General features: G+C 71.3%; 23 protein-coding genes. 9 read left to right on the top strand and 14 right to left on the bottom strand.

The window, feature by feature from the left end; translation table 11 throughout:
• The first annotated feature begins 3 nt into the window (after nucleotides 1-3).
• Complete coding sequence (gene bcp / locus ABCS02_RS16220; RefSeq protein WP_345836699.1) at nucleotides 4-477, top strand: thioredoxin-dependent thiol peroxidase; 474 nt, start codon at nucleotides 4-6, stop codon at nucleotides 475-477.
• 85 nt (nucleotides 478-562) lie between these two features.
• Nucleotides 563-1,180, top strand: a complete 618-nt coding sequence (locus ABCS02_RS16225; protein WP_345836700.1) for an acetate uptake transporter — start codon at nucleotides 563-565, stop codon at nucleotides 1,178-1,180.
• A gap of 45 nt (nucleotides 1,181-1,225) precedes the next feature.
• Here ABCS02_RS16225 and ABCS02_RS16230 read toward each other — a convergent pair whose 3' ends face one another.
• The 7 genes from ABCS02_RS16230 to ABCS02_RS16260 form a co-directional block, all read right to left on the bottom strand.
• Nucleotides 1,226-1,990 (bottom strand): ATP-binding cassette domain-containing protein, encoded by a 765-nt coding sequence (locus ABCS02_RS16230; RefSeq protein WP_345836701.1) that lies wholly within the window; start codon nucleotides 1,988-1,990, stop codon nucleotides 1,226-1,228.
• Nucleotides 1,987-2,775: an ABC transporter ATP-binding protein gene (locus ABCS02_RS16235; protein WP_345836702.1), complete on the bottom strand. Its 789-nt coding sequence runs from the start codon at nucleotides 2,773-2,775 to the stop codon at nucleotides 1,987-1,989. The genes ABCS02_RS16230 and ABCS02_RS16235 overlap by 4 nt, the downstream gene beginning before the upstream one ends.
• A complete protein-coding gene (locus ABCS02_RS16240) occupies nucleotides 2,772-3,650 on the bottom strand; it encodes an ABC transporter permease (protein ID WP_345836703.1) in 879 nt (292 codons plus the stop codon). Before ABCS02_RS16240 ends, ABCS02_RS16235 begins: the two co-directional genes overlap by 4 nt.
• Nucleotides 3,647-4,609, bottom strand: a complete 963-nt coding sequence (locus ABCS02_RS16245) for an ABC transporter permease (RefSeq protein WP_345836704.1) — start codon at nucleotides 4,607-4,609, stop codon at nucleotides 3,647-3,649. The genes ABCS02_RS16240 and ABCS02_RS16245 overlap by 4 nt, the downstream gene beginning before the upstream one ends.
• Before the next feature lie 99 nt (nucleotides 4,610-4,708).
• Entirely contained in the window at nucleotides 4,709-6,208 is a 1,500-nt protein-coding gene (locus ABCS02_RS16250) for an ABC transporter substrate-binding protein (protein WP_345836705.1), read from the bottom strand.
• An 84-nt stretch (nucleotides 6,209-6,292) separates the two neighbouring features.
• Nucleotides 6,293-7,039: a DUF1684 domain-containing protein gene (locus ABCS02_RS16255; RefSeq protein WP_345836706.1), complete on the bottom strand. Its 747-nt coding sequence runs from the start codon at nucleotides 7,037-7,039 to the stop codon at nucleotides 6,293-6,295.
• Between the two features lie 48 nt (nucleotides 7,040-7,087).
• The gene (locus tag ABCS02_RS16260; protein WP_345836707.1) at nucleotides 7,088-7,522 is read right to left on the bottom strand and encodes a hypothetical protein; all 435 of its coding nucleotides are present in this window, start codon (nucleotides 7,520-7,522) and stop codon (nucleotides 7,088-7,090) included.
• A 227-nt stretch (nucleotides 7,523-7,749) separates the two neighbouring features.
• On the opposite strand from ABCS02_RS16260, the gene ABCS02_RS16265 reads away from it, so the two are divergent.
• On the top strand, nucleotides 7,750-7,998 hold the full coding sequence (locus ABCS02_RS16265) for a WhiB family transcriptional regulator (protein WP_018190103.1): 249 nt from the start codon (nucleotides 7,750-7,752) through the stop codon (nucleotides 7,996-7,998).
• Nucleotides 7,999-8,104: 106 nt separating this feature from the next.
• On the opposite strand, the gene ABCS02_RS16270 is transcribed toward ABCS02_RS16265, so the two are convergent.
• Entirely contained in the window at nucleotides 8,105-9,598 is a 1,494-nt protein-coding gene (locus tag ABCS02_RS16270; RefSeq protein ID WP_345836708.1) for a histidine kinase N-terminal domain-containing protein, read from the bottom strand.
• A 141-nt stretch (nucleotides 9,599-9,739) separates the two neighbouring features.
• On the opposite strand from ABCS02_RS16270, the gene ABCS02_RS16275 reads away from it, so the two are divergent.
• Nucleotides 9,740-10,285, top strand: coding sequence for an Rv3235 family protein (locus tag ABCS02_RS16275; protein ID WP_345836709.1), 546 nt, complete (start codon nucleotides 9,740-9,742; stop codon nucleotides 10,283-10,285).
• Between the two features lie 90 nt (nucleotides 10,286-10,375).
• On the opposite strand, the gene secA is transcribed toward ABCS02_RS16275, so the two are convergent.
• The 6 genes from secA to mtrA all read right to left on the bottom strand — a co-directional run bounded on the left by secA (nucleotide 10,376) and on the right by mtrA (nucleotide 19,138).
• On the bottom strand, nucleotides 10,376-13,180 hold the full coding sequence (gene secA, locus ABCS02_RS16280) for a preprotein translocase subunit SecA (RefSeq protein WP_345836710.1): 2,805 nt from the start codon (nucleotides 13,178-13,180) through the stop codon (nucleotides 10,376-10,378).
• A gap of 233 nt (nucleotides 13,181-13,413) precedes the next feature.
• Nucleotides 13,414-14,115, bottom strand: coding sequence for a ribosome-associated translation inhibitor RaiA (raiA, locus tag ABCS02_RS16285; protein ID WP_345836711.1), 702 nt, complete (start codon nucleotides 14,113-14,115; stop codon nucleotides 13,414-13,416).
• 165 nt (nucleotides 14,116-14,280) lie between these two features.
• Complete coding sequence (locus ABCS02_RS16290; protein ID WP_345836712.1) at nucleotides 14,281-14,964, bottom strand: phosphoribosyltransferase family protein; 684 nt, start codon at nucleotides 14,962-14,964, stop codon at nucleotides 14,281-14,283.
• 91 nt (nucleotides 14,965-15,055) lie between these two features.
• Nucleotides 15,056-16,750 carry an LpqB family beta-propeller domain-containing protein gene (locus tag ABCS02_RS16295; RefSeq protein WP_345836713.1) on the bottom strand — a complete coding sequence of 565 codons (1,695 nt, stop codon included), beginning with the start codon at nucleotides 16,748-16,750 and terminating at the stop codon, nucleotides 15,056-15,058.
• Nucleotides 16,747-18,441, bottom strand: a complete 1,695-nt coding sequence (gene mtrB / locus ABCS02_RS16300) for an MtrAB system histidine kinase MtrB (protein WP_345836714.1) — start codon at nucleotides 18,439-18,441, stop codon at nucleotides 16,747-16,749. The genes ABCS02_RS16295 and mtrB overlap by 4 nt, the downstream gene beginning before the upstream one ends.
• A 13-nt stretch (nucleotides 18,442-18,454) precedes the next feature.
• Nucleotides 18,455-19,138 (bottom strand): MtrAB system response regulator MtrA, encoded by a 684-nt coding sequence (mtrA, locus tag ABCS02_RS16305; RefSeq protein WP_345836715.1) that lies wholly within the window; start codon nucleotides 19,136-19,138, stop codon nucleotides 18,455-18,457.
• Nucleotides 19,139-19,366: 228 nt separating this feature from the next.
• Between mtrA and ABCS02_RS16310 the strand changes: the two genes are divergently transcribed.
• Genes ABCS02_RS16310 through ABCS02_RS16330 form a run of 5 tightly spaced genes read left to right on the top strand, consistent with a single transcriptional unit; the run spans nucleotide 19,367 to nucleotide 25,197 of the window.
• Nucleotides 19,367-20,866 (top strand): hypothetical protein, encoded by a 1,500-nt coding sequence (locus tag ABCS02_RS16310; RefSeq protein ID WP_345836716.1) that lies wholly within the window; start codon nucleotides 19,367-19,369, stop codon nucleotides 20,864-20,866.
• 2 nt (nucleotides 20,867-20,868) lie between these two features.
• Nucleotides 20,869-21,525, top strand: a complete 657-nt coding sequence (locus tag ABCS02_RS16315; protein ID WP_345836717.1) for a DUF4129 domain-containing protein — start codon at nucleotides 20,869-20,871, stop codon at nucleotides 21,523-21,525.
• 13 nt (nucleotides 21,526-21,538) lie between these two features.
• Complete coding sequence (locus tag ABCS02_RS16320; RefSeq protein ID WP_345836718.1) at nucleotides 21,539-22,834, top strand: DUF4350 domain-containing protein; 1,296 nt, start codon at nucleotides 21,539-21,541, stop codon at nucleotides 22,832-22,834.
• Entirely contained in the window at nucleotides 22,831-23,856 is a 1,026-nt protein-coding gene (locus ABCS02_RS16325; protein WP_345836719.1) for a MoxR family ATPase, read from the top strand. The genes ABCS02_RS16320 and ABCS02_RS16325 overlap by 4 nt, the downstream gene beginning before the upstream one ends.
• A gap of 9 nt (nucleotides 23,857-23,865) precedes the next feature.
• Nucleotides 23,866-25,197 (top strand): DUF58 domain-containing protein, encoded by a 1,332-nt coding sequence (locus ABCS02_RS16330; protein ID WP_345836720.1) that lies wholly within the window; start codon nucleotides 23,866-23,868, stop codon nucleotides 25,195-25,197.
• Nucleotides 25,198-25,300: the final 103 nt, after the last annotated feature.

Consider the following 25,300-nt stretch of genomic DNA (forward strand, 5'->3'; position numbering starts at 1 on the left):
AGCATGACTGACGTTCGACTCGAAGCGGGACAGCCCGCACCCGCGTTCACCCTCCAGGACCAGGACGGCAAGCCCGTCTCGCTCGCCGACTTCTCGGGCGACAACGTGATCGTCTACTTCTACCCGGCCGCGATGACGCCGGGCTGCACCACCGAGGCCTGCGACTTCCGCGACAACCTCAACTCCCTCGCCTCCAGCGGCTACAAGGTCATCGGCATCTCGAAGGACGCCCCGGCCAAGAACAAGGAGTTCCAGGAGCAGGAGCGCCTGAACTTCCCGCTGCTGTCGGACGAGGACCTCGCGGTCCACAACGCGTACGGCGCCTACGGCGAGAAGAAGCTCTACGGCAAGACGGTCACCGGCGTCATCCGCTCCACCTTCGTGCTGGACCCGGACGGTACGGTGCGGCTGCCGCTCTACAACGTGAAGGCCACCGGCCACGTCGCCTCGCTGCGGAAGAAGCTCGGCCTGGACTGACAATAGGTGTTTGCAATCTGCGATCTGGCATTCTAATGTCGAGGGAAGGCCTTTCCGGCCGACCTCGTACGAAGGAGTGCACAGCATGAGCGCAACCGCCGAGCGGACCATCGCCCACCCCACGACCCCGGCGACGGCGCCGGCCCGCGCCGAGGTCGCCGATCCCGGCCCGCTCGGCCTCGCCGCGTTCGCGCTGACGACGATGCTGCTGAGCCTCGCCAACGCGGGCCTGGTCGGCGAGGCAGGAGCGACGGCCGTCGCGATGGCGCTGTTCTACGGCGGCCTGACGCAGTTCGCGGCGGGACTGTGGGAGTTCGCGCGCGGCAACACGTTCGGAGCCACCGCGTTCACGTCGTACGGCGCCTTCTGGCTGTCGTTCTGGTGGCTGCGCACCGCCCCGGGCCTGGCGGAGGACGCCGGCTCCATCGGCGTCGGCTTCTTCCTGTTGGCGTGGACGATCTTCACGGCGCTGATGACGGTCGCCGCGGCGAAGACCAACGGGGCGACCCTCACGGTGTTCGTGCTGCTGACCCTGACGTTCGTGGCACTGACGATCGGGGACCTGGCGGGAGCGGTGGGAGCGACGCAGACCGGCGGCTGGCTGGGACTGGCGACGGCCGCGGTCGCGCTCTACACCTCGTGGGCGGGCGTCACGAACGCGACGTGGAAGCGGGACGTGCTGCCGGTGTGGCCGCGGGCCTAGTCGCCGGGAGGCGCGGTCGAGCGGGGCTCAGGAGGGCACCGCTGCTCAGACCGGCAGCCGCGGCACCGACGCGATGAGGCGCTGTGTGTACGCATCCCGCGGCGCGCCGAGCACCTCCCTCGTCGCGCCCTGCTCCACCACCCGGCCGGAGCGCAGCACGACGGTCTGCTCGCAGAGCGTCGCGACCACGCTGAGGTCGTGCGACACCATCACCACGGTCATCCCCTCCTGAGCCGCGAGCTCGCCCAGCAGCTCGATGATCTGGATGCGCGTGGTCACGTCGAGCGCGCTGACCGGCTCGTCGGCGAGGAGGACGCGCGGGCGCGAGACGATCGCGCGGGCGATGGCGATGCGCTGCCGCTGGCCGCCGGAGAACTCGTGCGGGTAGCGGCCCGCCGCGTCCTCCGGCAGGGCGACCGCGCGCAGGGCCTCCGCGACGCGCGACCGGGCGTCGGCGCCGGAGGCGATCCGGAGCGACGCGAGCGGTTCGGCGACGATCCTGCCGACGCTCTGGCGCGGGTCGAGGGACGAGTACGGGTCCTGGAACACCGTCTGCACGCTGCGGCGGAACTCCCGCATCAGCGCCCGGTCGCCGCGGTCCAGCGGCCTCCCGTCGAACAGCACGCTCCCGGAGGTCGGACTCGCGAGCCCGAGGAGCAGCGAGAGCAGGGTGGTCTTGCCCGCGCCGGACTCCCCCACCAGGCCGACGCTGCGGCCGGGCTCGACGGCGAAGGACACGCCTTCCAGCGCCGGGGCGGTCGACCGGCGGTAGCGGAAGCCCGCGTCGCGGAGTTCGAGGACGGCGGTCATCGCACCTCCAGGGCGGCGTCCAGCTCGCGCGCGCTGCGGACGAGCTCGGCCGTGTACGGGTCGGCGGGGGCGGTGAGGATGCGCTCGATCGTGCTCTCCTCGACCACGCGCCCGGCACGCAGCACCAGCGCGCGCTCCGTCATCCGCGAGACGACCGCGAGGTCGTGGCTGACGAACAGCAGCGCCATCCCGCGCTCGGTCACGAGGGAGTCGATGAGCGCGAGGATGTCGGCCTGCACGGTCACGTCGAGCGCGGTCGTCGGCTCGTCGGCGATGAGGAGCTGGGGCCGGCAGGCGAGGGCCGCGGCGATGGCCACGCGCTGACGCTGGCCTCCGGAGATCTCGTGCGGGTACGCGCGTGCGATCCGTTCCGGGTCGGGGAGGCGCACTTCCGCCAGCGCCGCGTGGACGGCGTCGCGCAGTGCGGCGCCACGCAGCCCGAGGTGCCTGCGCAGCGGCTCCGCCACCTGCGCGCCGAGGCGCATCAGCGGGTCGAGCGCGGTCAGCGGCTCCTGGAAGACCGTCGACGCCGTGCGCCCGCGCAGCGGAACCAGCGCCCGCTCCTTCGTGCCGACCACCTGGACGCCGGCGAGCTCGACGCTCCCGGTCGCCGTCAGCCCGTCCGGCAGCAGACCGGTGATCGCGAAGGAGGTCAGCGACTTGCCCGACCCGGACTCGCCGATCAGGCTCAGCCGCTCCCCCGCGTCGAGCCGGAAGGAGACGTCCGACACCAGCGGCGACCCGTCGCGGGCCGTCACGCCGAGGTCCTGCACGTCGAGGATCATCGCGACCTCCTCCGCGTCGGGTCGGCGACGTCGCGCAGGCCGTCGGCGATCAGGTTGACGCCGACCACCAGGACGACGAGCGCGACACCGGGCGCGATGGCGCCGACGGGCGCGACCGCGACCGTCCCCTGCGCCTCCTGCAGCAGCCGGCCCCACGACGCGTTGGGCGGCGGGGCACCGAGGCCCAGGTACGACAGGCTGGCCTCCGCAAGCACGGCGACGCCGAACTGGAGGGCCAGGTTGACGCCGAGTGTCGGCCAGATGTTGGGGAGGACGTGCCGGGCGACGATCCCGCCCCACGACGTGCCGGACGTGCGGGCCGCGGTCACGTACTGCTGGGCGAGCACCCGTTTGGACAGCACCCGGGTGAGCCGGGCGACCACCGCCGACATCGCCAGCCCGATGGCGAGGATGGCGGTGCCGAGCGAGGCGCCCTGCGCGGCCACGATGAGCATGGCGAGCAGGAGGACGGGGAAGGCGATGATGATGTCGAGCACCGCCGAGATCGTGTCGTCCAGCCAGCGCGTCGCGAAGGCCGCCAGCATCCCGATCGTGATGCCGATGACGGCGCCGATCACGACCGCGCCGACGCCGACGGCGAGCGCGATGCGCGCGCCGATCATCAGCTGCGTCGTCAGGTCGCGTCCGAAGCGGTCGGTGCCCAGCCAGTGCGCGCCGCCCGGCGGCTGCAGTCGGCCTCCCGACGTGTCGCCCTGCGCGAACGGCAGCCAGACGAACGAGAGCGCGGCGACGAGCACCACGATGCCCACCAGGGCGAGGCCGATCCCGAGCGTCACCGACCGCCGCGCACGCCGGCGCGCCCGCTCCCGCGGATCCGGCGCCGTCTGCGCCGCCTGCTGCACCACCGCGCTCATCGGTTGCCCGAGATGCTCTGCCGCAGGCGCGGGTCGATCAGCCGCTGCACGATGTCGGCGAGGAAGCCGACAATCAGCACCAGCAGCGTCGAGACGAACAGGATGCCCTGGATATCCGGGTAGTCGTGCTGCTGGATCGCCGTGAGCAGCATGCTGCCCAGGCCCGGCAGCGTGTAGACGCTCTCGACCACCACGGCGCCGAGGAAGGTCGTCGCCAGCTCGATGCCGAGGATGGAGATGACCGGCACCGCGCCGTTGCGCAGGCCGTGCCGCCACATCGCCCGTCCGAATCCGGAGCCGAGCGCGCGGGCGTTGCGCAGGTAGTCGCTGCCGATGACGTCGAGCGTCGCGCTTCGCACGTACCGCGAGATGGAGGCGCTCATCACGATGGCGATCGTGATGACCGGCAGCGCGAGCGACTGCAGCGCCGACGCGGGATCGGCCCAGTCGTCGCGCGGGAACCCGCCGGACGGGAACCAGCGCAGGTTCACCGCGAACGCGTCCACGAGCAGGATGCCCACCCAGAACACGGGGACGGCGATGCCGAGCTGCGAGAAGGCGGACAGCACGAGCCCGTACCAGCGGTCGGCCTTCCAGGCGGCGACGAACCCGATCGGCAGCGCCAGCGCGAGAGCGAGCACGAACGACAGGAGGGTGAGCGGGATGGTGACCGCCAGCCGCGAGGCGATCTCCGGCCCCACCGGGAGCGACGTGATGAACGACTGCCCCAGGTTCAGCGTGAGCAGCGAGCCGAACCAGTTCGCGAACTGCTCGGGCAGCGGGAGGTTGCTGCCCACCTGTTCCTGCGCCGCCTTGATCTGGTCCGGCGTCGCGCTGGCCGACAGCAGGGCGTTGGCCGGGTCGCCCGGCAGCACGCGCAGCAGGAAGAACAGCACGACCATCGCCAGCAACAGAGACACCACGAGGAAGGCGGTGCGGCGGAGGAGATAGGAGGTCATGGTCATTTCAGCGTAGATGCTCGGGAGGCCCGGTGCGGGCCTCCCGAGCATCAGTGGACGACTCAGGGACGAGGACGTCCTGTGGAGGACGTTCTCCGGTTACTTCTTGACGATGTCGTACGCGTAGAACTGCGAGTTCAGCCCGTTCACCGGGTAGCCGCTCACCGAGCTCGACGCCACCACGATCTGCGGGTAGAGGTACAGCCACGCGCTGGCGGCGTCCTTCGCGATCTGCTGGTTGACCAGCTTCAGCTTCGCCGTCTGCTCGGCCGTGGTGGACGACTGCTCCGCCTCGTTCACCCACGTGGTGACCTGCGGGTTGTCATAGCCCCAGTAGAAGTCGGGGTTGCCGTACCAGACCACGTCGCGGTCGTTCACGTGCTCCTGCAGGGTCGCGGTGAAGTCGTGGTTCTTGAACACCTTGGTGTACCACTGGTCCGCCGAGATGGAGTTGATGTTCACCGTGATGCCGACCTTCGCGAGCTCGCTCTTGAGGAACTCCGCGACCGCGGGGTGCGGGTCGTAGGTGGGCGTGTCGAGGGTGAACGAGAAGCCGTTCGGGAGGCCGGCCGCGGCCAGCTCCTTCTTCGCGAGGGCGGTGTCGTACGGGTTGACCTTGGTGAGGTCCTCGTACCAGGGGTCGCTCGGCGGGACCATCGAGCCGATGAGCGTGCCGTACTTGCCCCAGATCGAGGTGAGCAGCTTCTTGGTGTCGATCGCCGAGTAGACCGCCTTGCGGACCTCCGCGTTGTTGAAGGGCGCGACCTTGTCGTTGAAGGCGAGGAGCTCCTTCGTCGTCGACTTGCCGTTGTTGATCGTGTAGTTCTTGTTGCCCTCGAACTGGGTCAGCGAGTCCGGGCTCTGGATGCTGGTGACGATGTCGACCTGGTTGGTCAGCAGGGCGTTGGAGAGGGCGCTGGCGTCGGTGAAGTAGTCGTAGACGACCTCCTTGTTCTTCGCCTTGGCGCCCCAGTAGCCGTTGGAGCGCTCCAGGCTCAGCGAGCTGCCGCGCTTCCAGGTGCCGAGGGTGTACGGGCCGGTGCCGTCCTCCGCCGTCTTGTAGTTCGTCGTGCCCGGGCCGTAGATCCAGACGTAGCTGAGGTTGTACGGCAGCGAGATGGAGCGCGACTTCAGCGAGATGATCACGGTCTTGTCGTCCGGGGTCTGGATGCCGGAGATGACGGCGAGCTGCGACTTGCGGGCCGACTGGGAGTCGGCGGCGAGCACGCGCTCGATGCTGGTCTTGACCGACGCGCTGGTGAGCGGCTTGCCGGAGTGGAACTTCACCCCGTCGCGGAGGGTGAAGGTGTAGGTGAGGCCGTCGGAGCTCGTCGTGTACTTCGTGGCGAGCAGCGGCTGGACCTTGCCGTCGTCGGTCAGCTTGAACAGGCCTTCGTAGACGTTGCCGTTCAGCGCCTCGGTCACGCCCTGGCCGCCGCCGGCGGTGTTGTCCAGGTTGACGGGCTCATAGAGCGAGCCGACGGCGATGGACGCGTCGGTGCCGCCGGAGGACGACGAGGACGCGCCGGAGCAGCCGGCGAGCGCCAGGGACGCGGCGATGCCGATCGCGATCGTGGCGAGCAGGGGGGTCTTTCTCAACGGAGTTCTCCTGTGCTGTGTGGAGTGGGGGTGTTCGAAGGGGTGAAGCAGGGGGCGAAGCAGGGGACGAAGTGGAGCCGAGGCTCAGTGCGCGGCGCCGTCGCGGAGCACGACGCGCTTCTCGCCGGCCGTGACCGGGACGGGGAAGCGGTTGTTCCGCGGCGGCAGCGGACAGTTGTACTGGTCCGAGAAGCCGCACGGCGGCACGAAGGCGCGGTTGAAGTCGAGGACGGCGCGGTCGCCGTCGCGCGTGACGAAGAGGAAGCGTCCGGAGGCGTACGTGCCGTCGGGGCCGTCGTCGCCGTTCGTCGGGTCGCCGAACACGAGGAGCAGTGTGCCGTCGTCGTCGAACGCGCTCAGCGTGTACTCGACGCCGTCGCGCTCGAAGGTGATGTCGCCCGGCACGACCAGGTCGCGGGTGCCTCCGTTGTCACGGATGTGCTCGAACGGGATGGTGCGCTCGTCGCTCACGGGCGTGAAGGTGGCCTCCACGACCCAGGACGGGTCGAACGGGAACGCGTCGATCGTCTCGAACGCGCGGATCGCGGGCGAGGCCGCGTCCCAGAGGCGGATGCCGCGCTCCGGTGCGCCGGTGTCGAGGTTGCGGCGGCTCAGCTCGGTGGCGGTCACCGTCTCCGGCTGTCCGGCGAGCGCCTGCTCCGCGGTGGTGTCGTCGCCGTCCGCGAGCCAGCGGGTCTCGATGAGCGCCAGGTTGCCGGTCGGGGCTGCGACGGAGGAGAGACGCCAGGCGCGCCAGTCGGCGTAGCCGGCCTCGGCGGTCTGGATGGTGGACGGGGACGCGAGGAGGGCCGGAGCGGAGAGTTCAGTCACGATGTCAGCCATAACAGTGCGAGTCTGCGCCTTGTTCCCGCCGTCACGCTATTCGTGTGTCCCCGTATTGCGATCGGCGTCCTCGTCGGTCTCGACCGGGCGCGCGGTGGCCCGCACGACGGAGGGCGCGAGCGCCAGCACGCCGGCGACCACGGCGGGGACGAGCAGCGCCCAGCCGACGTCGGGCCGCCCGACGAGGCCCTCGAAGCCGCCGACGGCCACCGCGATCATCAGGATCTGGATGGTGACGGTGGAGGCGCGCGCCCACGCGTGCAGCCGGAGGATGCCGACGAGCGTGACGATCAGCCAGGCGGCGCCGAGCGCCACGAGGATCGTGATCGCGACCGCGGTGGTGTACGACTGGGGGGTCGTCGTGAGAAGCTCGAACAGCAGCCACACCGCCAGGCCCGTGACCAGCAGCGCTTCGAGCGTCAGGATCACCGCCAGCGCGATGAGGAGCGGAGGCCGGGAGGGGTCGGTCACTATAGCATCCTGACGTTTCGTGCTTGTGTTCACAGCGTTATCCCATGCAGAACTATTGATCCGAATCAACTGCTATGGGAGCATATTCAAGGCCGAGTTAGTGCTCACAGGGTGGTGGGCAGGTCTCATTCCCCAAGGATCTGAAGAACCCTGTAACGCGGCTGCTTACCTGCATTCTAGGCCCCCTCGGGCCGAGGAAACATCCAGCGAACAAGGAGCATATCTTCATGGATTGGCGCGACAAAGCCGCCTGCCTGACCGCAGACCCCGAGCTGTTCTTCCCCGTCGGCAACACGGGACCCGCGGTCGACCAGATCGACAAGGCGAAGGCGGTCTGCGCGCGCTGCACCGTGACCGAGATCTGCCTGCAGTACGCGCTGGAGACCGGTCAGGACTCCGGCGTCTGGGGCGGCCTCTCCGAGGACGAGCGCCGCGCCCTCAAGCGCCGCGCCGCCCGCGCCCGTCGCGCGTCCTGAGACACAGCATCACCGCCGCCGAGGCGGCGCTTCCGAACACCTAGCAGACGTCATCGTCCGGAAGCGCCCCTCGGCGTTTCTCATTCCGCACCGCCGAAGGAGCGGGTCAGACGGTGGTGAGGTAGCGCAGGGGGACCTCGATGGTCACCTCGGTGCCCTGGCCCATCATCGTGTGCCAGTCGATCGCGCCGCCGAGCTCGCCCTGGATGAGGGTGCGCACGATCTGCGTGCCGAGGCCCGAGCCGACCTTGCCCTCCGGGAGCCCGGAGCCGTTGTCGACGACCTTCACGGTCAGCGAGTCCTCCGTGCGGTCGGCCACGATCTCCACCTGGCCCTCGCGTCCCGCGAGGCCGTGCTCGACGGCGTTGGTCACCAGCTCCGTCAGCGCCAGCGCCAGCGGCGTCGCGTACTCGCTCGGCAGCGAGCCGAACGTGCCCGACTTCTTCGGGTGCACCGTCGTCGTGTGGCTGGCGGCGACCTCCGCCACCAGCAGCAGCACCCGGTCGAACACGTCGTCGAAGTCCACGATCTGGGCGAGGCCCGTCGAGAGGGTGTCGTGCACGACCGCGATCGCGGCGACGCGGCGCATGGCCTGGCTGAGCGCCTCCCTGGCCTCCTCGGAGTGGGTGCGCCGCGCCTGGATGCGCAGCAGCGAGGCGACCGTCTGGAGGTTGTTCTTCACCCGGTGGTGGATCTCGCGGATCGTCGCGTCCTTGGTGATGAGCTCGCGCTCCTGGTGCCGCTGCTCCGACACGTCGCGGCACAGCACGATCGCGCCGACGCGCTCCCCGCGGTTGCGGATCGGGATGGTGCGCAGCGACACGGTCACGCCGCGCGCCTCGATGTCGGTGCGCCACGGCGCGCGGCCGGTGACCACCAGCGGGAGCGACTCGTCCACCGTGATGGTGCCGGCGAGGAGCTTGGTCGTGACCGTCGCCAGGGACTCGCCCTCCAGTTCGCCCGTGAACCCCATCCGGTTGAAGGCGCTGAGCGCGTTCGGGCTCGCGAACGTGGTGATGCCGTCCACGTCGAGCCTGATGAGGCCGTCCGCGGCACGCGGAGCGCCACGACGCGGGGCGGCCGGGGCGCCCAGATCGGGGAAGTCGCCGGTCGCGATCATGGCGAACAGGTCGTTCGCGCAGTCGTTGAAGGTCAGCTCCTGGCGGCTGGGGGTGCGCGCCTCGCTGAGGTTGGTGTGCCGGGTGATGACCGCGACGGGCTCGTCGGCCGTTTGCGGCGAGTGGACGTTGAGCCGGCGGATCACCGGCACGGCGCGCACGCGCGTCGGCGTCTCCTCGTACCAGTCCGGCGCGGAGGTGTCGATGATCTGCTTGGTCAGGTACGCGTCGGTGACCTGCTGACGCCACTCCGGCTTGATCCGCTGGCCGACGAAGTCGCGGTAGAACAGCGTCGCCGCGCTCGACGGCCGCGCGTGCGCGACGGCGACGAAATCGTCATCGGTGGTCGGCACCCACAGCACGATGTCGGCGAAGGCCAGATCGGCCAGGAGCTGCCAGTCGCCGACCAGGCTGTGGAGCCACTCCACGTCCGCCTCGGAGGAACGACCTTGGGCATTGACGAGATCACTGAGCGTCGACACTCCCCCACTATAGACAGCCCGCGCGGCACCGGTTGTCCACACCCGCGTTCAGGCCCTGGACCACCCGCGAGGCGCGCTGATTGAGTGTTCACCACGCACCGACGAACCACCGTCGACGAGAAAGAATCGAGCACCACCAGCATGAACGCACTCCTGTCCCCCGTCCTCGAACGGCCCGCGATCGAGCGGCCGAACGCGGCCCGGCCACCGCTCCGGCTCGTGCCGCCGCCGCGGGTCGTGCCGCCGCCGGTGCCGGGCCCTCCGCCGGACGTAGCGCCCTTCGAGCCGCGGACGCTCGACGCCGAGCTCCCGGCCTCCGGGGACGGCCTGGCGACGGACTCGGGCATCGGCGAGGATGCCCGCCTCCTCTGCGCGAAGCTCGCGCTCTGCGTCATCGAGATCCTGGCGGGCGCGCGTCCGCTCGATCAGCTGGGCCGCTGGGTCAGCGACTCCGTGTTCATCCAGCTCCTGCGTCGCACCGTCATCGCCGCCCGCTCCCGGGAGGTCACGGGCGACGAAGCCAAGCGGCCCCGCGTGCGCGTCGGCGAGCCGCTGCTCAACCGGCTCGGCGACTCGGTCGTGGAGGCGGTCGTGATGATCCACCAGCCGTCGCGGTCGAGGGCTGTGGCGCTGCGGCTGGAGCGCCACCGGATGCGCTGGCGCGCCACGGCGATCACGGTGCTGTGACGGGCGAGGCCCGCGAACCGGCACCGTGGACGACGAACGGCGGAGCGGTCATGGACCGCCCCGCCGTTCGGAAACCCGCTCGCGCGAGGGTCAGCGCTTCTTGGCCTGCGCCCTGCGCTCCGCGCGGTTGACGGGAGCCTCGTCCCCGTCCTGCACGCGCTGGCCGAACGCGCCGCGCTGCGACGCGCCCTGGGCCGGCGGCGCCGCCTGGGCGGGAGCGGCCTGGCGCTGCTGGCGCTGAGCGCGGTCGGTGGCCGCCTTCTCCAGCTGGCCGCGCTGGTTGCGCACCTCGACCTCGCCCTGCTCGCCCGGAGCCGAGTAGCTGAGCGGGGCCTCCGACTCTGCGCGGTTCAGGCCCTTCGCGGCCACAGCGGGGGCGATCTCGTCGGGGGCCTGGTTGACCTCCACCTCCAGGTTGAACAGGAAGCCGACGGTCTCCTCACGGATCGCGCCCATCATCTGCTGGAACATGGCGTAGCCCTCGCGCTGGTACTCGACCAGCGGGTCGCGCTGCGCCATCGCCCGCAGGCCGATGCCGTCCTTGAGGTAGTCCATCTCGTAGAGGTGGTCGCGCCAGCGGCGGTCGATGACCGAGAGCACCACGCGGCGCTCCAGCTCGCGCATCGCCGGGGAGCCGATCGACTCCTCGCGCTTCTGGTACGCGATCTTGGCGTCCGACATGATCTCGCGGCGCATGAAGTCGCGGTTGATGCGGCCCTTGTTGCCCGCCTCGGCGATCACCTCGTCGATCGACACGCCGACCGGGTAGAGCGTCTTGAGCTCGGCCCACAGCGCGTCGAAGTCCCAGTCGTCGCCGCTGCCCTCGCCGGTGTGCTGGTCGAGGATGTCGTCCACCACGTCGGTGAGGAACTTCTGCACGCGCTCGTGCAGGTCGTCGCCCTCCAGGATGTGGCGGCGGTCGCCGTAGATCGCCTCGCGCTGGCGGTTGAGGACGTCGTCGTACTTGAGGACGTTCTTGCGGATCTCGGCGTTGCGCGCCTCCACCTGCGACTGCGCGCTGCGGATGGCGCGGCTGACGACCTTCGACTCGATCGCCATGTCGTCGGGGACGCTGGTGCGGCCCATCAGGCTCTCGGCCGCGCCCGCGTTGAACAGGCGCATCAGATCGTCCGTCAGCGACAGGTAGAACCGGCTCTCGCCCGGGTCGCCCTGACGGCCGGAGCGACCGCGGAGCTGGTTGTCGATGCGGCGCGACTCGTGGCGCTCGGTGCCGAGCACGTAGAGGCCGCCCGCGTCGATGACCTTCTCGGCCTCCTCGGAGACCTTCGCCTTCACCTCGTCGAAGACGCCCTCCCAGGCGGCTTCATACTCGTCAGGCGTCTCGACCGGCGAGAGCCCGCGCGCGTTCATCTCGGCGACGGCGATGAACTCGGCGTTGCCGCCGAGCATGATGTCGGTGCCGCGGCCGGCCATGTTCGTGGCGACCGTGACCGAGCCGAGGCGTCCGGCCTGGGCGACGATCGCGGCCTCGCGCGCGTGGTTCTTGGCGTTCAGGACCTCGTGGCGCACGCCCTTCTTGGCGAGCAGGCGCGAGAGGTACTCGCTCTTCTCGACGCTCGTGGTGCCGACGAGGACCGGCTGGCCCTTCTCGTAGCGCTTGGCGATGTCCTCCACGACCTGGTCGAACTTCGCCTTCTCGTTCTTGTAAACGAGGTCCGGCTGGTCCTTGCGCTGCATCGGCTTGTTCGTCGGGATGGGGACGACGCCGAGCTTGTAGGTGCTCATGAACTCGGCGGCCTCGGTCTCGGCGGTACCGGTCATGCCGGACAGCTTCTTGTAGAGGCGGAAGTAGTTCTGCAGCGTGACGGTGGCGAGGGTCTGGTTCTCGGCCTTGACCTCCACACCCTCCTTGGCCTCGATCGCCTGGTGGATGCCCTCGTTGTAGCGGCGGCCGACCAGGATGCGGCCGGTGTGCTCGTCGACGATGAGCACCTCGCCGTTCATCACGACGTAGTCCTTGTCGCGCTTGAACAGGGCGTTGGCCTTGATCGCGTTGTTGAGGAAGGAGATGAGCGGGGTGTTCGCCGACTCGTACAGGTTGTCGATGCCGAGGTAGTCCTCGACCTTCTCGATGCCGGGCTCCAGCACGCCGACGGTGCGCTTCTTCTCGTCCACCTCGTAGTCGACGTCGGGCGTCAGGCGGGTGGCGAGGCTGGCGAACTCGTTGAACCAGCGGTTGGCCTCGCCGGACGACGGGCCCGAGATGATGAGCGGGGTGCGCGCCTCGTCGATGAGGATCGAGTCGACCTCGTCGACGATCGCGAAGTAGTGGCCGCGCTGGACCATGTCGCTCGCCTGCCACGCCATGTTGTCGCGCAGGTAGTCGAAGCCGAACTCGTTGTTCGTGCCGTAGGTGATGTCGGCGGCATACATCTCCCGGCGCTCCTCCGGCGTCTGGCCGGAGAGGATGACGCCGGTCGTCATGCCGAGGGCGCGGAAGACGCGGCCCATCAGCTCGGACTGGTAGCTCGCCAGGTAGTCGTTGACCGTGATGACGTGCACGCCGCGGCTGGCGATCGCGTTGAGGTACGCCGCGGTCGTCGCCACGAGCGTCTTGCCCTCACCGGTCTTCATCTCGGCGATGTTGCCGAGGTGGAGCGCGGCGCCGCCCATGATCTGCACGTCGAAGTGGCGCATGCCGAGCGTCCGCTTGGACGCCTCGCGCACGGCGGCGAACGCCTCGGGGAGGAGGTCGTCCAGCGACTCGCCGTTGCTGTAGCGCTCGCGCAGCTCGACGGTCTCGTGCATGAGTTCGTCGTCGGTCAGCTCGCTGAAGTCGTCCTCGAGAGCGTTGACCGCCTTCGCGTACGCCTCCAGGCGCCGGAGGGTGCGTCCCTCGCCGACGCGGAGAACCTTTTCAAGAACTGAGGCCACTGATGCACTCCATTTTGATCGATCGGGCCGGTGATGCCCGCGCCACGGCGGACGCACGCCGCACGGCATACTCCGCCGACGATAGAGAACATCGTACTTGGTCCTCCCCGGAGCACGTCCCGTGGTCCCTGGGAGGCCGCTGCGAGACCGGTGAACGGGAGGATTCCGGCGGGCATGGGAACGCCGATGGCGTACGCCGCCCGGGCGCACGCCATCGGCGCGTCTTGTTGCGCTTATCCGAGCTTGCGGCTCGCGGTCGCGACCTCCTGCAGCTCCTCGGCATCGTCGTCGAGGGCGATCACGCCGTAGTCCCAGCCCTTGCGGCGGTAGACGACGCTCGGCCGCTTGGTCTCCTGATCCACGAACAGGTAGAAGTCGTGGCCCACGAGCTCCATGTAATAGAGGGCGTCGTCGACGGTCATCGGGATGCTCGCGAAGACCTTCTGCCGGATCACGACGGGGCTGTACTCCTCCTCGGCCTCCCCCGATTCCGCCGGCTCGTCGGACACGACGGGGACACTGCCCGTGCGCACCTGGTCGAGCACCGACACCGGGGCCGCCGCGAGCCCGACCGCGCTGAAGCCGTCGGTGCTCGCCTCGCGCAGCGAGGTCGGGCGATGCTGCCCGCGATGCACCTTGCGCCTGTCCTTGGCCCTCCTGACACGTTCGAGAAGCTTCCCGAGCGCGATGTCGAACGCGGCGTACTTGTCCGTCCCGGTCGCTTCGGACCGGACCACGGCTCGCGGTCCGACCAGGGTCAGCTCGACCCGGTCGTCGCCGTTCTGGGACCCCAGCTTCTCGTTGTGCCTGCTGACCTTGATCTCGAAGGAGATGGCCCGCTCGGCGAGATGCGCGACTTTATCGGCCTTCTCCGTCGCGTACTCACGGAAGCGATCAGTGATTCCCAGGTTGCGTCCGACGATGTTGATGTCCATGAAGACCTCCCTGATCCGGCGTGACGTCCGCCCGGATCACGAAGGGCGGATCGCTCTCGCCTTTTCGACCACCGTAGTGCTCCCCCGCACGTAACGGAACCGTGATCAGCGGGTGAATTCCAGGATTCCGCTGAACGCCCGCCGGATGACGCCGCGCGCGGCCGCTCATCGTCGGCGGCGCGGCGTATGGGCGATGGTCGCCGCGCCGCCCACCGTGCCGCCGGCCGCCCGGATCGCGCGCGCGGCCTCCGCGATCGTGGCCCCGCTGGTCACGATGTCGTCGACGATCACGCACCTCCGGTCGCGCAGCCGCCGCGAGGCGACCATGCTTCCCGCCCGGTTGTCCGCGCGCTGGACGTTCCCCAGCGCGGCCTGGTCCGCGGTCTGCCGAGTGAGCCGGAGTGCGTGCCACAGCGGAGGTGTGAGCACCCGGGTGCGCGCGAGCACCATCCCCGTCGGATGGTAGCCGCGCCGCCGCCACGCCGCGCGGGTCGACGGGATCAGGACGGGGACGGCGCCGCGCCCTGGCGGCCCGGCGGCCGCGGCGAGCGCCGGAGTCAGCGCTCCGGCCAGGGCGCGCGCCGCGTCCACCCGGCCGCCGTCCTTGTAGGCGAGGAGCACGGTGCGCGGCACGTCGTCGTAGTCGAGCGCGGACCACACGCCGACCCCTCGAACGCTGCGGAGGCGCACCTCGGGGGTGAGGGCGCGTGTGCAGTCGGCGCAGAGCGAGCGGTCGGGTGCGGCGCATCCCGCGCAGCTCACCGGGAGCAGCACGGCGGCGGCGTCGAGGAACGCGTCGCGGACGGTCGGGCGGAGGTCGGGGCGGTGGGAGGCAGTGGTGATCGTCATGAATCCACCCTCGCCGCAGCGGAACGGCGCCGGGCGTCGATCACGGAATCCGTGGAAAAGTCGTCGACCGCGGTCAGCTGTGGAGGACAGCTCAGGGCTGCCCGAGCTGCACCGCGACCGCGCCGACCTTGTCCGCCTGCGTCTGCCACCCGCTCCCCGTGGGCGCCTGCAGCGTCCCGTCCCCGGCCAGCACCAGGTAACGCGACAGGCCGCCCGCCCCCACGATCGTCCGCCCGGTCGCCGGACCCGTCGTGGTCGACGTCGTGCCGCCGATGGTCTGCTCAGCGATCCCGGTCGCGTCGCCGTTCGTCGCGCTCAGCACCACGACCGTGAGCTCGCCCGTCCAGGCGATGGAGGTCGGGATGCCGTCCCCGACCGTGAGCTCGATCGGCGCCGTGATGGACGTCGGCAGGCCGTCCGATCCGCGGACCACACCCGCGGCGAGCACCGAGTAGCCCGTCGCCGTGCGCACGATCGCCACCACCCGCGTCCCGTCCCGAGAGACGGCGAGCGCGACGATGCCGACCGCGCCGGGCCAGTCCACCTTCACGGCGTGCGGCTGCCCGTTGGAGCCCGCGACCTGGAGCGCGTCGGGGGACGCCGCCGGGACGCTCCACAGCCAGCCCTGGTTGTCCAGCGCGGGCGCGATGAGTCCCGGGCGGACGTCGACGTGCACCGGATCGCCGGACTTCCGCACGAGCACCGCGGCCCCGCGCGACAGCACCGCGACCTCGTCGCGCGCGGCGTTCACCGTCGCGGCGCTGGGCGCCAGGGCCACCACCTTGTCGCTGAGCCCGCTCAGCGGGGTGATGGTCGAGCCGTTGAGGAGGCCGAACGACTCCCCGCGGTAGACCACGGCGTGCGAGTCCACCGGCGGGTCCTGCTGCGGCACCGACCCGTCCGGCAGGGGCGGCACCTGCAGCTGGTTCCCCTCGATCGAGAGCTGGACCGACGACGCGAGCGACCCGAGGCTCTGTTCGAGCTGGAGCTGCATCCTCTGCAGCTGGAGCTGGTTGGCCTGACCCGCCTCCGAGCTGAGGTCCACGTGCGCGGCGCCGTTCGAGGTCGTCACGGACGGGACCGCGAGCTGCGTGCCCTCCGGGAAGGCGCTGATCACGGCGCCGTTGAGCCACTTGGCCGGTCCGGCGAGCACGGCGCTCGCCACGCGCGTGGCCGCCGTCGCGACGCGGGCGGGGAACCAGCGGGCGTCCGGCACCAGGTAGGAGAAGTCCGCGTTGTAGAAGTAGAGCGTCTGCTGGCTGTAGACGGCACGGAAGGTCGGATCGTCGATGACCACGCCGGCCGGCGCCACGGAGATGCGCCACTGGCCGTTCTCCTTGGCCACCTCGTAGCTGAGCCCGACCGGCGCCTTGCTCGACACCGGATGGTAGGTCCCTGCGCTGTCCACGTTGGCGACCGGGCTGACGTCGACGGACCACTGGTTGCCGCTGTGGTCGAAGGTGCGGCTGCGGCCGTCGTCCACGGTGACCGACTCGTCCGGGTTCCAGGAGGCCGCGGTCGATCGGGTAAGGTACTCCCGGGCGATCGCGAAGTTGTTCTTCGGGCTGGAGGCCGCGTCGATGAAGCCCTGCACGATCCGCTGCGGCGTCGCGCCGTTCTCCGGCGGCGACGGGTTGAAGTCGAGGTCGAGCTGGTCGTTGACCTGCGCGACCGGGCCGCCCTGGCGCACAGGGCCGGTGTCGGGGATGCTCGCGCACGCCGCGAGCACCAGCGCGAGCGCCAGGGCGACGGCGGCGGCGAGTCCGCGGGACGTCCTCCGGATCATGCGTGCGCCTCGCTTCCCGGCCGCGGCGCGGGGTCGAGGTTACCGGCCCCGCGGTCGAGCGCGCCGGTGTCGTCGGCCGCCGACGCCTCGGACCGCGCGGGCTTCGTCCCCGCGTCGACGGGAGGCAGCGGGATCGGGGAGGCGATGATGCCCTTGCCGGTGAACCGCGGCAGGGTGAGCCGGAAGCACGACCCCTGCGCGGGCATCGACCAGACCTGCAGCCAGCCCGAGTGCAGGGTGGCGTCCTCCAGCGAGATGGCGAGGCCGAGGCCGGTCCCGCCGAGGGTGCGCTTGCGGGACGGGTCGGCGCGCCAGAACCGGTCGAAGACGTGGTTGACGTCCTGCTGGTTCATGCCGATGCCGTAGTCGCGGACCGCGAGCGCGACCGCCGTCTCGTTGCTGTCGACGGTGACCACCACGGGCGCGCCCTCGCCGTGCTCGATCGCGTTGCCGATGAGGTTGCGGACGACGCGGCGGATGCGGCGCGGGTCCATTCCCACGTCGAAGTAGCCGCCGGGGGCCTCCAGGCGGAGCTCCGAGCCGTTCTGCTCGGCGAGGGTGCGCAGCTCGTCGACGACCTCCTCCGCCAGGCGCACCAGGTTGGTGGGCTCCGGATCGAGCGCGACCGAGCCCGCGTCGTACCTGCTGATCTCCAGGAGGTCGGAGAGCAGCCGGTCGAAGCGCTCGATCTGGGTGTGCAGCAGCTCGGCCGTGCGGGAGGTCGCCGGCGGGAAGGAGCCGCGCTGGTCGTAGATGACGTCACCGGCCAGCCGGATCGTGGTCAGCGGAGTGCGCAGCTCGTGCGACACGTCCGACACGAACCGCTGCTGGAGCTGGGACAGCGTCGCGAGCTGGTTGATCTGGCTCTGCATGCTGTCCGCCATCCCGTTGAACGAGCGGGCCAGCGAGGCGAAGACGTCCTCGCCCTTCTCCGGGATGCGCACCGCGAGATCGCCGGCGGCGAGCCGTTCGCTGGTCCGCGCGGCGACCCGGATGGGCTCCACGACGAAGCGCACGATCAGCCAGGTGATCGCGCCGATGAGGACGATGAGCGCCAGCCCGGCGAGCAGCAGCGTGTTCTGGACGAACAGCAACGTGTTCTCCGAGTCGCGCAGGTTGTAGCCGATGTAGAGCTCGTAGCGGCCGTACGACGGAAGGGTGAGCTGGGTGCCGACGACGATCCCGGGGTCCGTGGAGTCGGACGTCGCGGGCAGCGCGACCGACTGGTAGAACTGCTTGGTCCCGCCGTTCTCGACTGCGGTGCGGAGCTCCGGGGAGATCACCGGGTTGAGCGCGGGGCTGCCGCGGTCGGGCGGGGCGAGCACGCTGGTGTCCTGGCCGGGGACGCGGTAGGCCGCGATCAGCCGGCTGGAGGTGGAGGCCTGCACGGACTGCAGCGTGGAGTTGAGCAGGTTCTTGCCGCTGTCGCCGGACGAGATGTCGGACGCGTTGAGCGTCGACTGCGCGGCCGTGGTGGCCCGGCTGGAGTCGCGGAGCGCCTGGTCCAGCCGCGACTGGTAGAGGTCGTTGCTGATGCTGAGCGCCATGTAGACGCCCGTGATGAGGATCGCGACGCCGGTCAGGAGCAGCGTGATCGCGACCGTGCGGAGCTGCAGCGAGCGTCTCCAGAGGCGCGACAGCTCGGACGGCGCCTGCCGCCACCACTCCCTGTCGGGCCACCGGAAGCGCATCGCGGGCTCCCGGTCAGGTCGCCGCGCCGGCGCGGTAGCCGACCCCGCGCACGGTCATGACGATCTTGGGGTTGTCCGGGTCCTGCTCCACCTTGGCGCGCAGGCGCTGGACGTGCACGTTCACCAGCCGGGTGTCGGCCTTGTAGTGGTAGCCCCAGACCTGCTCCAGCAGCATCTCGCGCGTGAACACCTGCTGCGGCTTGGAGGCCAGGGCGAGCAGGAGGTCGAACTCCAGCGGGGTCAGCGCGATGCGGCCGTCGCCGCGGCGGACCTCGTGGCCGGCGACGTCGACGACGAGGTCGCCGACGCGCAGCTGCTCGGCGGGCGGGCTGGTCGGGGCCGGGCGCAGCCGGGTGCGGATGCGGGCGACCAGCTCCTTGGGGTTGAACGGCTTGACCATGTAGTCGTCGGCGCCGGACTCCAGCCCCTTGACGACGTCCGCGGTGTCGGACTTCGCGGTGAGCATGATGACGGGCGTGCCGGACTCGGCGCGGATGCGGCCGCACACCTCGATGCCGTCGAGGCCGGGCAGCATCAGGTCGAGGAGGACGAGGTCGGGCTTGGCCGCGCGGAAGATGTCGAGCGCCTGTGCGCCGTCCTCGCAGAACACGGGGTCGAATCCCTCGGTGCGGAGCACGATGCCGATCATCTCGGCGAGGGCGGTGTCGTCGTCGACCACCAGGATGCGACTAGTCATGTCCGAAGAATCCCCTGAACCCCTCTCGGGCGGCGCGGGCCGCAGCAGTAACGGGTCAAGCGTAGTCGAGGACGCTGCACGAGCCTTGTATGCCGGCCCGGTGCGGGCTGTGGGCACGTCGAGACTGTGGAGAACCGGGTTGTCCACGTGCCCTATGGGCGGGGCATCGCTGGGACTGCGGATGTGCCAGCATGGGAGCACCGCACAACGGGGGATGAGAGGCACGGCGTGAGCGACGACCAGAGCTGGCGTGCACCTGGGGAGGCCGGGGATCCGGACGGCCAGGGCGCCGGGGCCGAAGGCGCCGTGCCTGCAGGGCCGGAGGCGGGCGGGGATGCGCCGGAGCAGCCGCGGTACGGGGAGTACGCGCCGGGGTATCCGCAGCAGCCGGGCTACCCGCCGCCGCAGGGCTACCCCCAGCAGCCGGGCTACCCGCAGCAGCCGGGCTACCCGCAGCAGCCGGGCTACCCGCAGCAGCCGGGCTACCCGCAACAGTCGGGCTACCCGCCGCCGCAGGGCTACCCCCAGCAGCCGGGCTACCCGCAGCAGCCGGGCTACCCGCAGTACGACTACCAGCAGCAGGCCTGGCAGCAGCAGGCGTGGCAGCAGCAGGGCTGGCAGCAGCCGTACGACGCCACGGGCGCTCAGCCCGGCTGGGCTCCGCCGCCGAAGCCGGGACTGATCCCGCTGCGCCCGCTGTCGTTCGGCAACCTGCTCGGCGCGCCGTTCCAGGCGCTGCGACGCAACCCGAAGATCACCGTCGGCGCGGCCCTCCTGCTCCAGGGCGTCCCCGCGATCCTCGTCACCGCGATCCTCTACGGCGGCCTCTATCTTCTCTTCTCCCGGGTCGCGACGGCGGACGCCGCCGATCGCAGCACCATCACTGCCGGCGCGGTGGGCGGCAGCATCGTGCTCGGGGTCCTCGTCATCGTCATCTCGGGGATCTTCGGCGCGCTGCTCCAGGGCATCATCGTCGCCGAGGTGTCGCGAGAGACGCTCGGCGAGAAGCTGAACCTGCGCGCGCTCTGGCGGCTCATCCGCCCCCGGTTCGGCGCCCTGGTCGGCTGGACCTTCCTGTGGTCGCTGTTCTGGCTGGTCGCCCTCGCGCTCGTCGTCTCGATCATCGTCGCCCTCGCGATGCTCGGCGGCACGGCCGGTGTGCTCGGCGCGGTCCTGACGGGGATCGGCGGGAGCCTCGGGATGCTCGCCGTCTTCATCTGGCTCTACACCAAGCTCTCGATCGTGCCGAGCGCCCTCGTCATCGAGCGCCTCCCGTTCCGCTCCGCCATCGCGCGCTCCTGGCGGCTGACGACCGGCTACTTCTGGCGCACGTTCGGGGTGATCGTCCTGCTGGCGATGATCATCTACGCCGTGACCCAGGTCATCGCGTTCCCGTTCGCGATCATCGGCGGGATGCTGGGCGGCATCTTCGCGCCGACCTCGCTCAGCACCGCCGACGGGAACTCGTACAGTCAGGTCATCATCGGTCAGCTCGGCGTGAACGGGATGTCGGCGATCGTCGGCGCGATCGTGGGTGCGATCGGCAGCGTCGTCCAGTCCGCCGCGCTCGGCCTCATCTACATCGACCTGCGGATGCGCAAGGAGGGCCTCGACCTGGAGCTCGTGCGGTTCGTGGAGGCCAGGCAGACCGGCCAGGAGCTGCCCGATCCGTTCACGCAGCCCGCGCCGAGCGCGACCGCCCCGAACACGGCCTGGCCGGGCGCCTGAGCGTGTACCTCGACATCCCGGTCGATCCGAGCTCGCCGCAGGCGCAGGACTGGATCCGCAACGAGCTCGCGAAGCCGGAGTACCAGACCGCGAAGCCGACCTGGTTCGACATCGCCTCCAAGGCGGTGCAGGACTGGCTCGCGTCGCTGCTGAACGGTCCGACCGGGAGCGCCAGCCCGGTGCTGCTCGTCGTGGTCGTGCTGATCGTCGCGGCCATCGTCGTGGTCGCGTTCCTCGTCTTCGGCCGGCCCCGGGTCAACCGGCGGGCGGCGTCCGCCCCGCGCGCGCTGTTCGGCGCCGGCGACGCCCGCTCCGCCGACGAGCTGCGGCGGTCGGCGGCCGACGCCGCGCGCGCCGAGGACTGGCCGCTCGCGATCGAGGAGCAGTTCCGCGCCATCGCGGCCGCACTCGACGAGCGCACCCTGGTGGAGGTCCGCCCCGGCACCACCGCGACCGAGTTCGCCGCTCAGGCCTCGCGCGCGGCGCCTGCGGAGGCGGCCGAGCTGCGCCAGGCGGCCCGGACCTTCGACGAGGTGCGCTACCTCGACCGGCCCGGCTCCGAGGCCGGCTACCGGCACCTCCTCGACCTCGACGGACGGCTCCAGCGGGTGCGGCCGGCCCAGGAGGCCCCCGAGCGCATGACCGGAACCCTGGCATGACGGGAGCACTGGCATGACCGGAGCACTCGCACCGGAGGCCGAGCGCCCGGCCGCGCCCGAGACCGGCCAGGGGGACGCGCCCGCGGTCTCCCCCACCGTCCGTCGCACCGCGCGCCGCGCCGTGCCGTGGATCGTCCTCGCCGTCATCGCCATCATCATCGGGCTGTCCGGCATGCTGCTGAACGGCGGCGGCACCATCGGCGGCGACCCGCTGAGCGCCACCAACCCCGGCCCGGTCGGGGGCAAGGCCCTCGCACAGGTGCTCGGCAAGCAGGGCGTGACCGTGCGCACCGCCGGGACGCTGGACGAGGTGCGCGCCGCCGCGGGAGACGACACCACGGTGCTGGTCTACGACCCGGAGGCCAACCTCGACCGGAAAGGCTACGACCAGCTCAGCTCGATCGCCAGCACCATCGTGGTGGTCGAGCCCGGCTTCGCCGCGCTGCAGTCCCTCGCCCCCGGCGTGCACGCGGCGGGCGACCCCGGCTCGACGACTTCCGCCGGCTGCGACCTGCCCGTCGCCCAGCGGGCGGAGCGGATCGACCCCCGGCCCACGGCCAACACGAAGGGTGTCGCATCGCCGGGCAGCTTCCGCGTGAGCGGCGACGCGACCGCCTGCTTCGTGTCGTCGGGAGACCGCGCGTCCCTCGTGCAGACGACCTACGACGGCCGGACCGTCTACCTGCTCGGGTCGGCCGCCACGCTCATGAACGACGGGGTCGACCGGCTCGGCAACGCCGCCCTCGGCCTCGGCCTCCTCGGCGAGCACCGCGCGCTGGTCTGGTACCTGCCCGGCCTGCTCGACCGGCCGGTCACCGGGCCGCCCGACCTCGCGACGCTGACACCGGGCTGGGTGACACCGGTCCTCCTGCTGCTGACGCTCGTGTTCGTCGCCGCCGCCGTCTGGCGCGGCCGGCGCTTCGGGCCGCTGGTGGTCGAGCACCTCCCCGTCGTCGTGCGCGCGGGCGAGACCCGCGAGGGCCGCGCGCGGCTCTACCAGCGGTCGTCCGCACGACTCCGCGCGGCCGACGCCCTGCGCATCGGGGCGATCGGCCGGCTGGCCGCCCAGGTCGGCCTCCCGCGCGTGGCCACCACCGAGGAGGTCGCCGACGCCGTCGCCGCGATCACCGGCCGCGACCGCGCCGGCATCATCCACCTGCTCCTGGAACAGCATCCGGACAGCGACCGGGAGCTGATCGAGCTCTCCGACCGGCTGGCCGAGCTCGAACGCGCGACGGCGGACGCCGCCTCGCCGCACACTCCCCACGCTCCAGACACTGGGCGAACGACCGGAAGAATGGAACCATGACCGACCTCACGACCGGCTCCCACTCGGCCTCGGCAGCACCGGACGGCGCCACGGCGCCCTCCTCGCCGGGCGCCTCCGACCTCCGGCACGCGCTGGCGCGGGTGCGCGCCGAGGTGGGCAAGGCCGTCGTCGGCCAGGAAGGCGCGGTCACCGGGCTGATCATCGCGCTGCTCGCCCGCGGCCACGTGCTCCTGGAGGGTGTGCCCGGTGTCGCGAAGACGCTGCTCGTGCGCGCGCTCAGCGAGGCGCTGAGCCTGTCGACCACGCGGATCCAGTTCACGCCCGACCTGATGCCGGGCGACGTCACCGGCTCGCTCGTCTACGACGCGCAGACGGGCGGGTTCGTGTTCCGCGAGGGCCCGGTGTTCACGAACATCCTGCTGGCGGATGAGATCAACCGCACGCCGCCGAAGACCCAGTCGGCGCTGCTGGAGGCGATGGAGGAGCGTCAGGTCAGCGTCGACGGCGTGAGCCGCCGCCTCCCGGACCCCTTCATCGTGGCGGCCACCCAGAACCCGATCGAGTACGAGGGCACCTACACTCTGCCGGAGGCCCAGCTCGACCGGTTCCTGCTCAAGCTCACCCTCGACGTGCCGGAGCGCGAGGCCGAGGCGGAGGTGCTCCGCAGGCACGCGGCGGGCTTCAACCCGCGCGACCTCGCCGGGGCGGGTGTGACGCCGGTGCTCGACGCCCGTCAGCTCGAAGCCGCACGCGCGGCCGCTGCGGCCGTCGGCGCGAACCCGGACGTGCTCGCCTACATCGTCGACCTGGCCCGCGCCACGCGCCGCAGCCCCTCGGTGCGCCTCGGCGTCAGCCCACGCGGTACGACCGCCCTGCTCGCCGCCGCGAAGTCCTGGGCGTGGCTGTCCGGCTACGACTCGATCACGCCGGACCACGTCCAGGCGATGCTCGTCCCGGTCTGGCGGCACCGCATCCAGCTCCGTCCGGAGGCGGAGCTGGAGGGCGTGGGCGCCGACGCCGTGCTGCGCTCGATCGTGCAGCAGGTCCAGGTCCCGATCTAGGCCCCGACGATGACCGTGTCCGGACGTTTCGTCGCCCTGCTCGCGCTGGGCGTCGTCCCCGTCGTGCTGCTCGGCGGCGTGACGGGAGCCGCCTACACCGCGCTCGGCGGCTGGGTGCTTCTGTGCCTGGTGCTCGGCTCGATCGACCTCGCGCTGGCGGCCTCCCCGCGCCGGCTGCGGCTGAGCAGGGAGCTGCCGGCACGTGTCCGCCTCGGCGCGGAGGCCGCGAGCGAGCTCTTCGTGACGAACACCGGCGCCCGGACGCTGCGCGGTGTGCTGCGCGACGCGTGGGAGCCGTCGGCCGGGGCGGAGCCGACGCGCACCGCGATCAGCGTCCCGCCGGGCGAGCGCCGCCGCGTCGTGGTGTCGCTGACGCCGTGGCGGCGCGGCGAGCGCCGGGTGGAGCAGGTCACGGTGCGCGCGTGGGGGCCGCTGGGCCTCTGGGCGCGGCAGGCCACGCTGTCCGCTCCCGGGCGCATCCGCGTGCTGCCGCCGTTCAACGCCCGCAAGCACCTGCCGTCGCGGCTGGCGCGGCTCCGCGAGCTGGATGGCACCACGAGCGTGATGCTGCGCGGCCAGGGTACCGAGTTCGACTCGCTGCGCGAATACGTGCGCGGCGACGACGTGCGCTCGATCGACTGGCGCGCGACCGCGCGGCGGCACGACCCGACCGGAGGCCGCGGCGCGCGCGTGATGGTCCGCACCTGGCGGCCGGAGCGCGACCGCCGCGTTGTCCTGGTGATCGACACGGCCCGCACCTCGGCCGCGCGGATCGCGGACGAGCCGCGCATCGACACGGCGTTCGAGGCGTCGCTGCTGCTGGCGGCGCTGGCCTCCCGCGCGGGCGACCGCGTCGACCTGCTCGCGTACGACCGCCTCGTCCGCGGCCGGGTGCACGGGGCGGCCGGGCCGGAGCTGCTCTCCCGGATGGTGGACACGATGGCGGGCATCGAGCCGGCGCTCATCGAGATGGACTGGTCGGCGGTGCCCGCCCAGGTCGGCTCGCTGACCAGCCAACGCTCGCTCGTCGTGCTGCTGACCTCGCTCGACGCGCCGGGAGGCTCGCGCGGCCTCCTCTCGGTGCTGCCGCAGCTCACCCGCAAGCACCTCGTGCTGGTGGCGAGCGTGACCGACCCGGACACGGAGGCCGCGACGACGCAGCGCGACCGCCGCGAGGACGTCTACCGGGCCGCCTCCGCCGAGCGGGCGCTGCTGGACGTGGCGCGCGTGTCGGCCGCGGTGCGCCGCCTGGGCGGCGAGGTGGTCACGGGCTCCCCCGCCGACCTCCCGCCGGCCCTGGCGGACCGCTACCTCGCGCTGAAGGCCGCCGGCCGGCTCTGACGCTCAGCACATTCGTGCCGAATGGCGGTTTCGACGCCGCGAAACGCGCCAATAGGCCCCCAAAGTGTGGGCGCACCCCGCGGCGACGCCGCGGGCGCCGGCC

The sequence above is a fragment of the Microbacterium sp. X-17 genome, assembly GCF_039615055.1.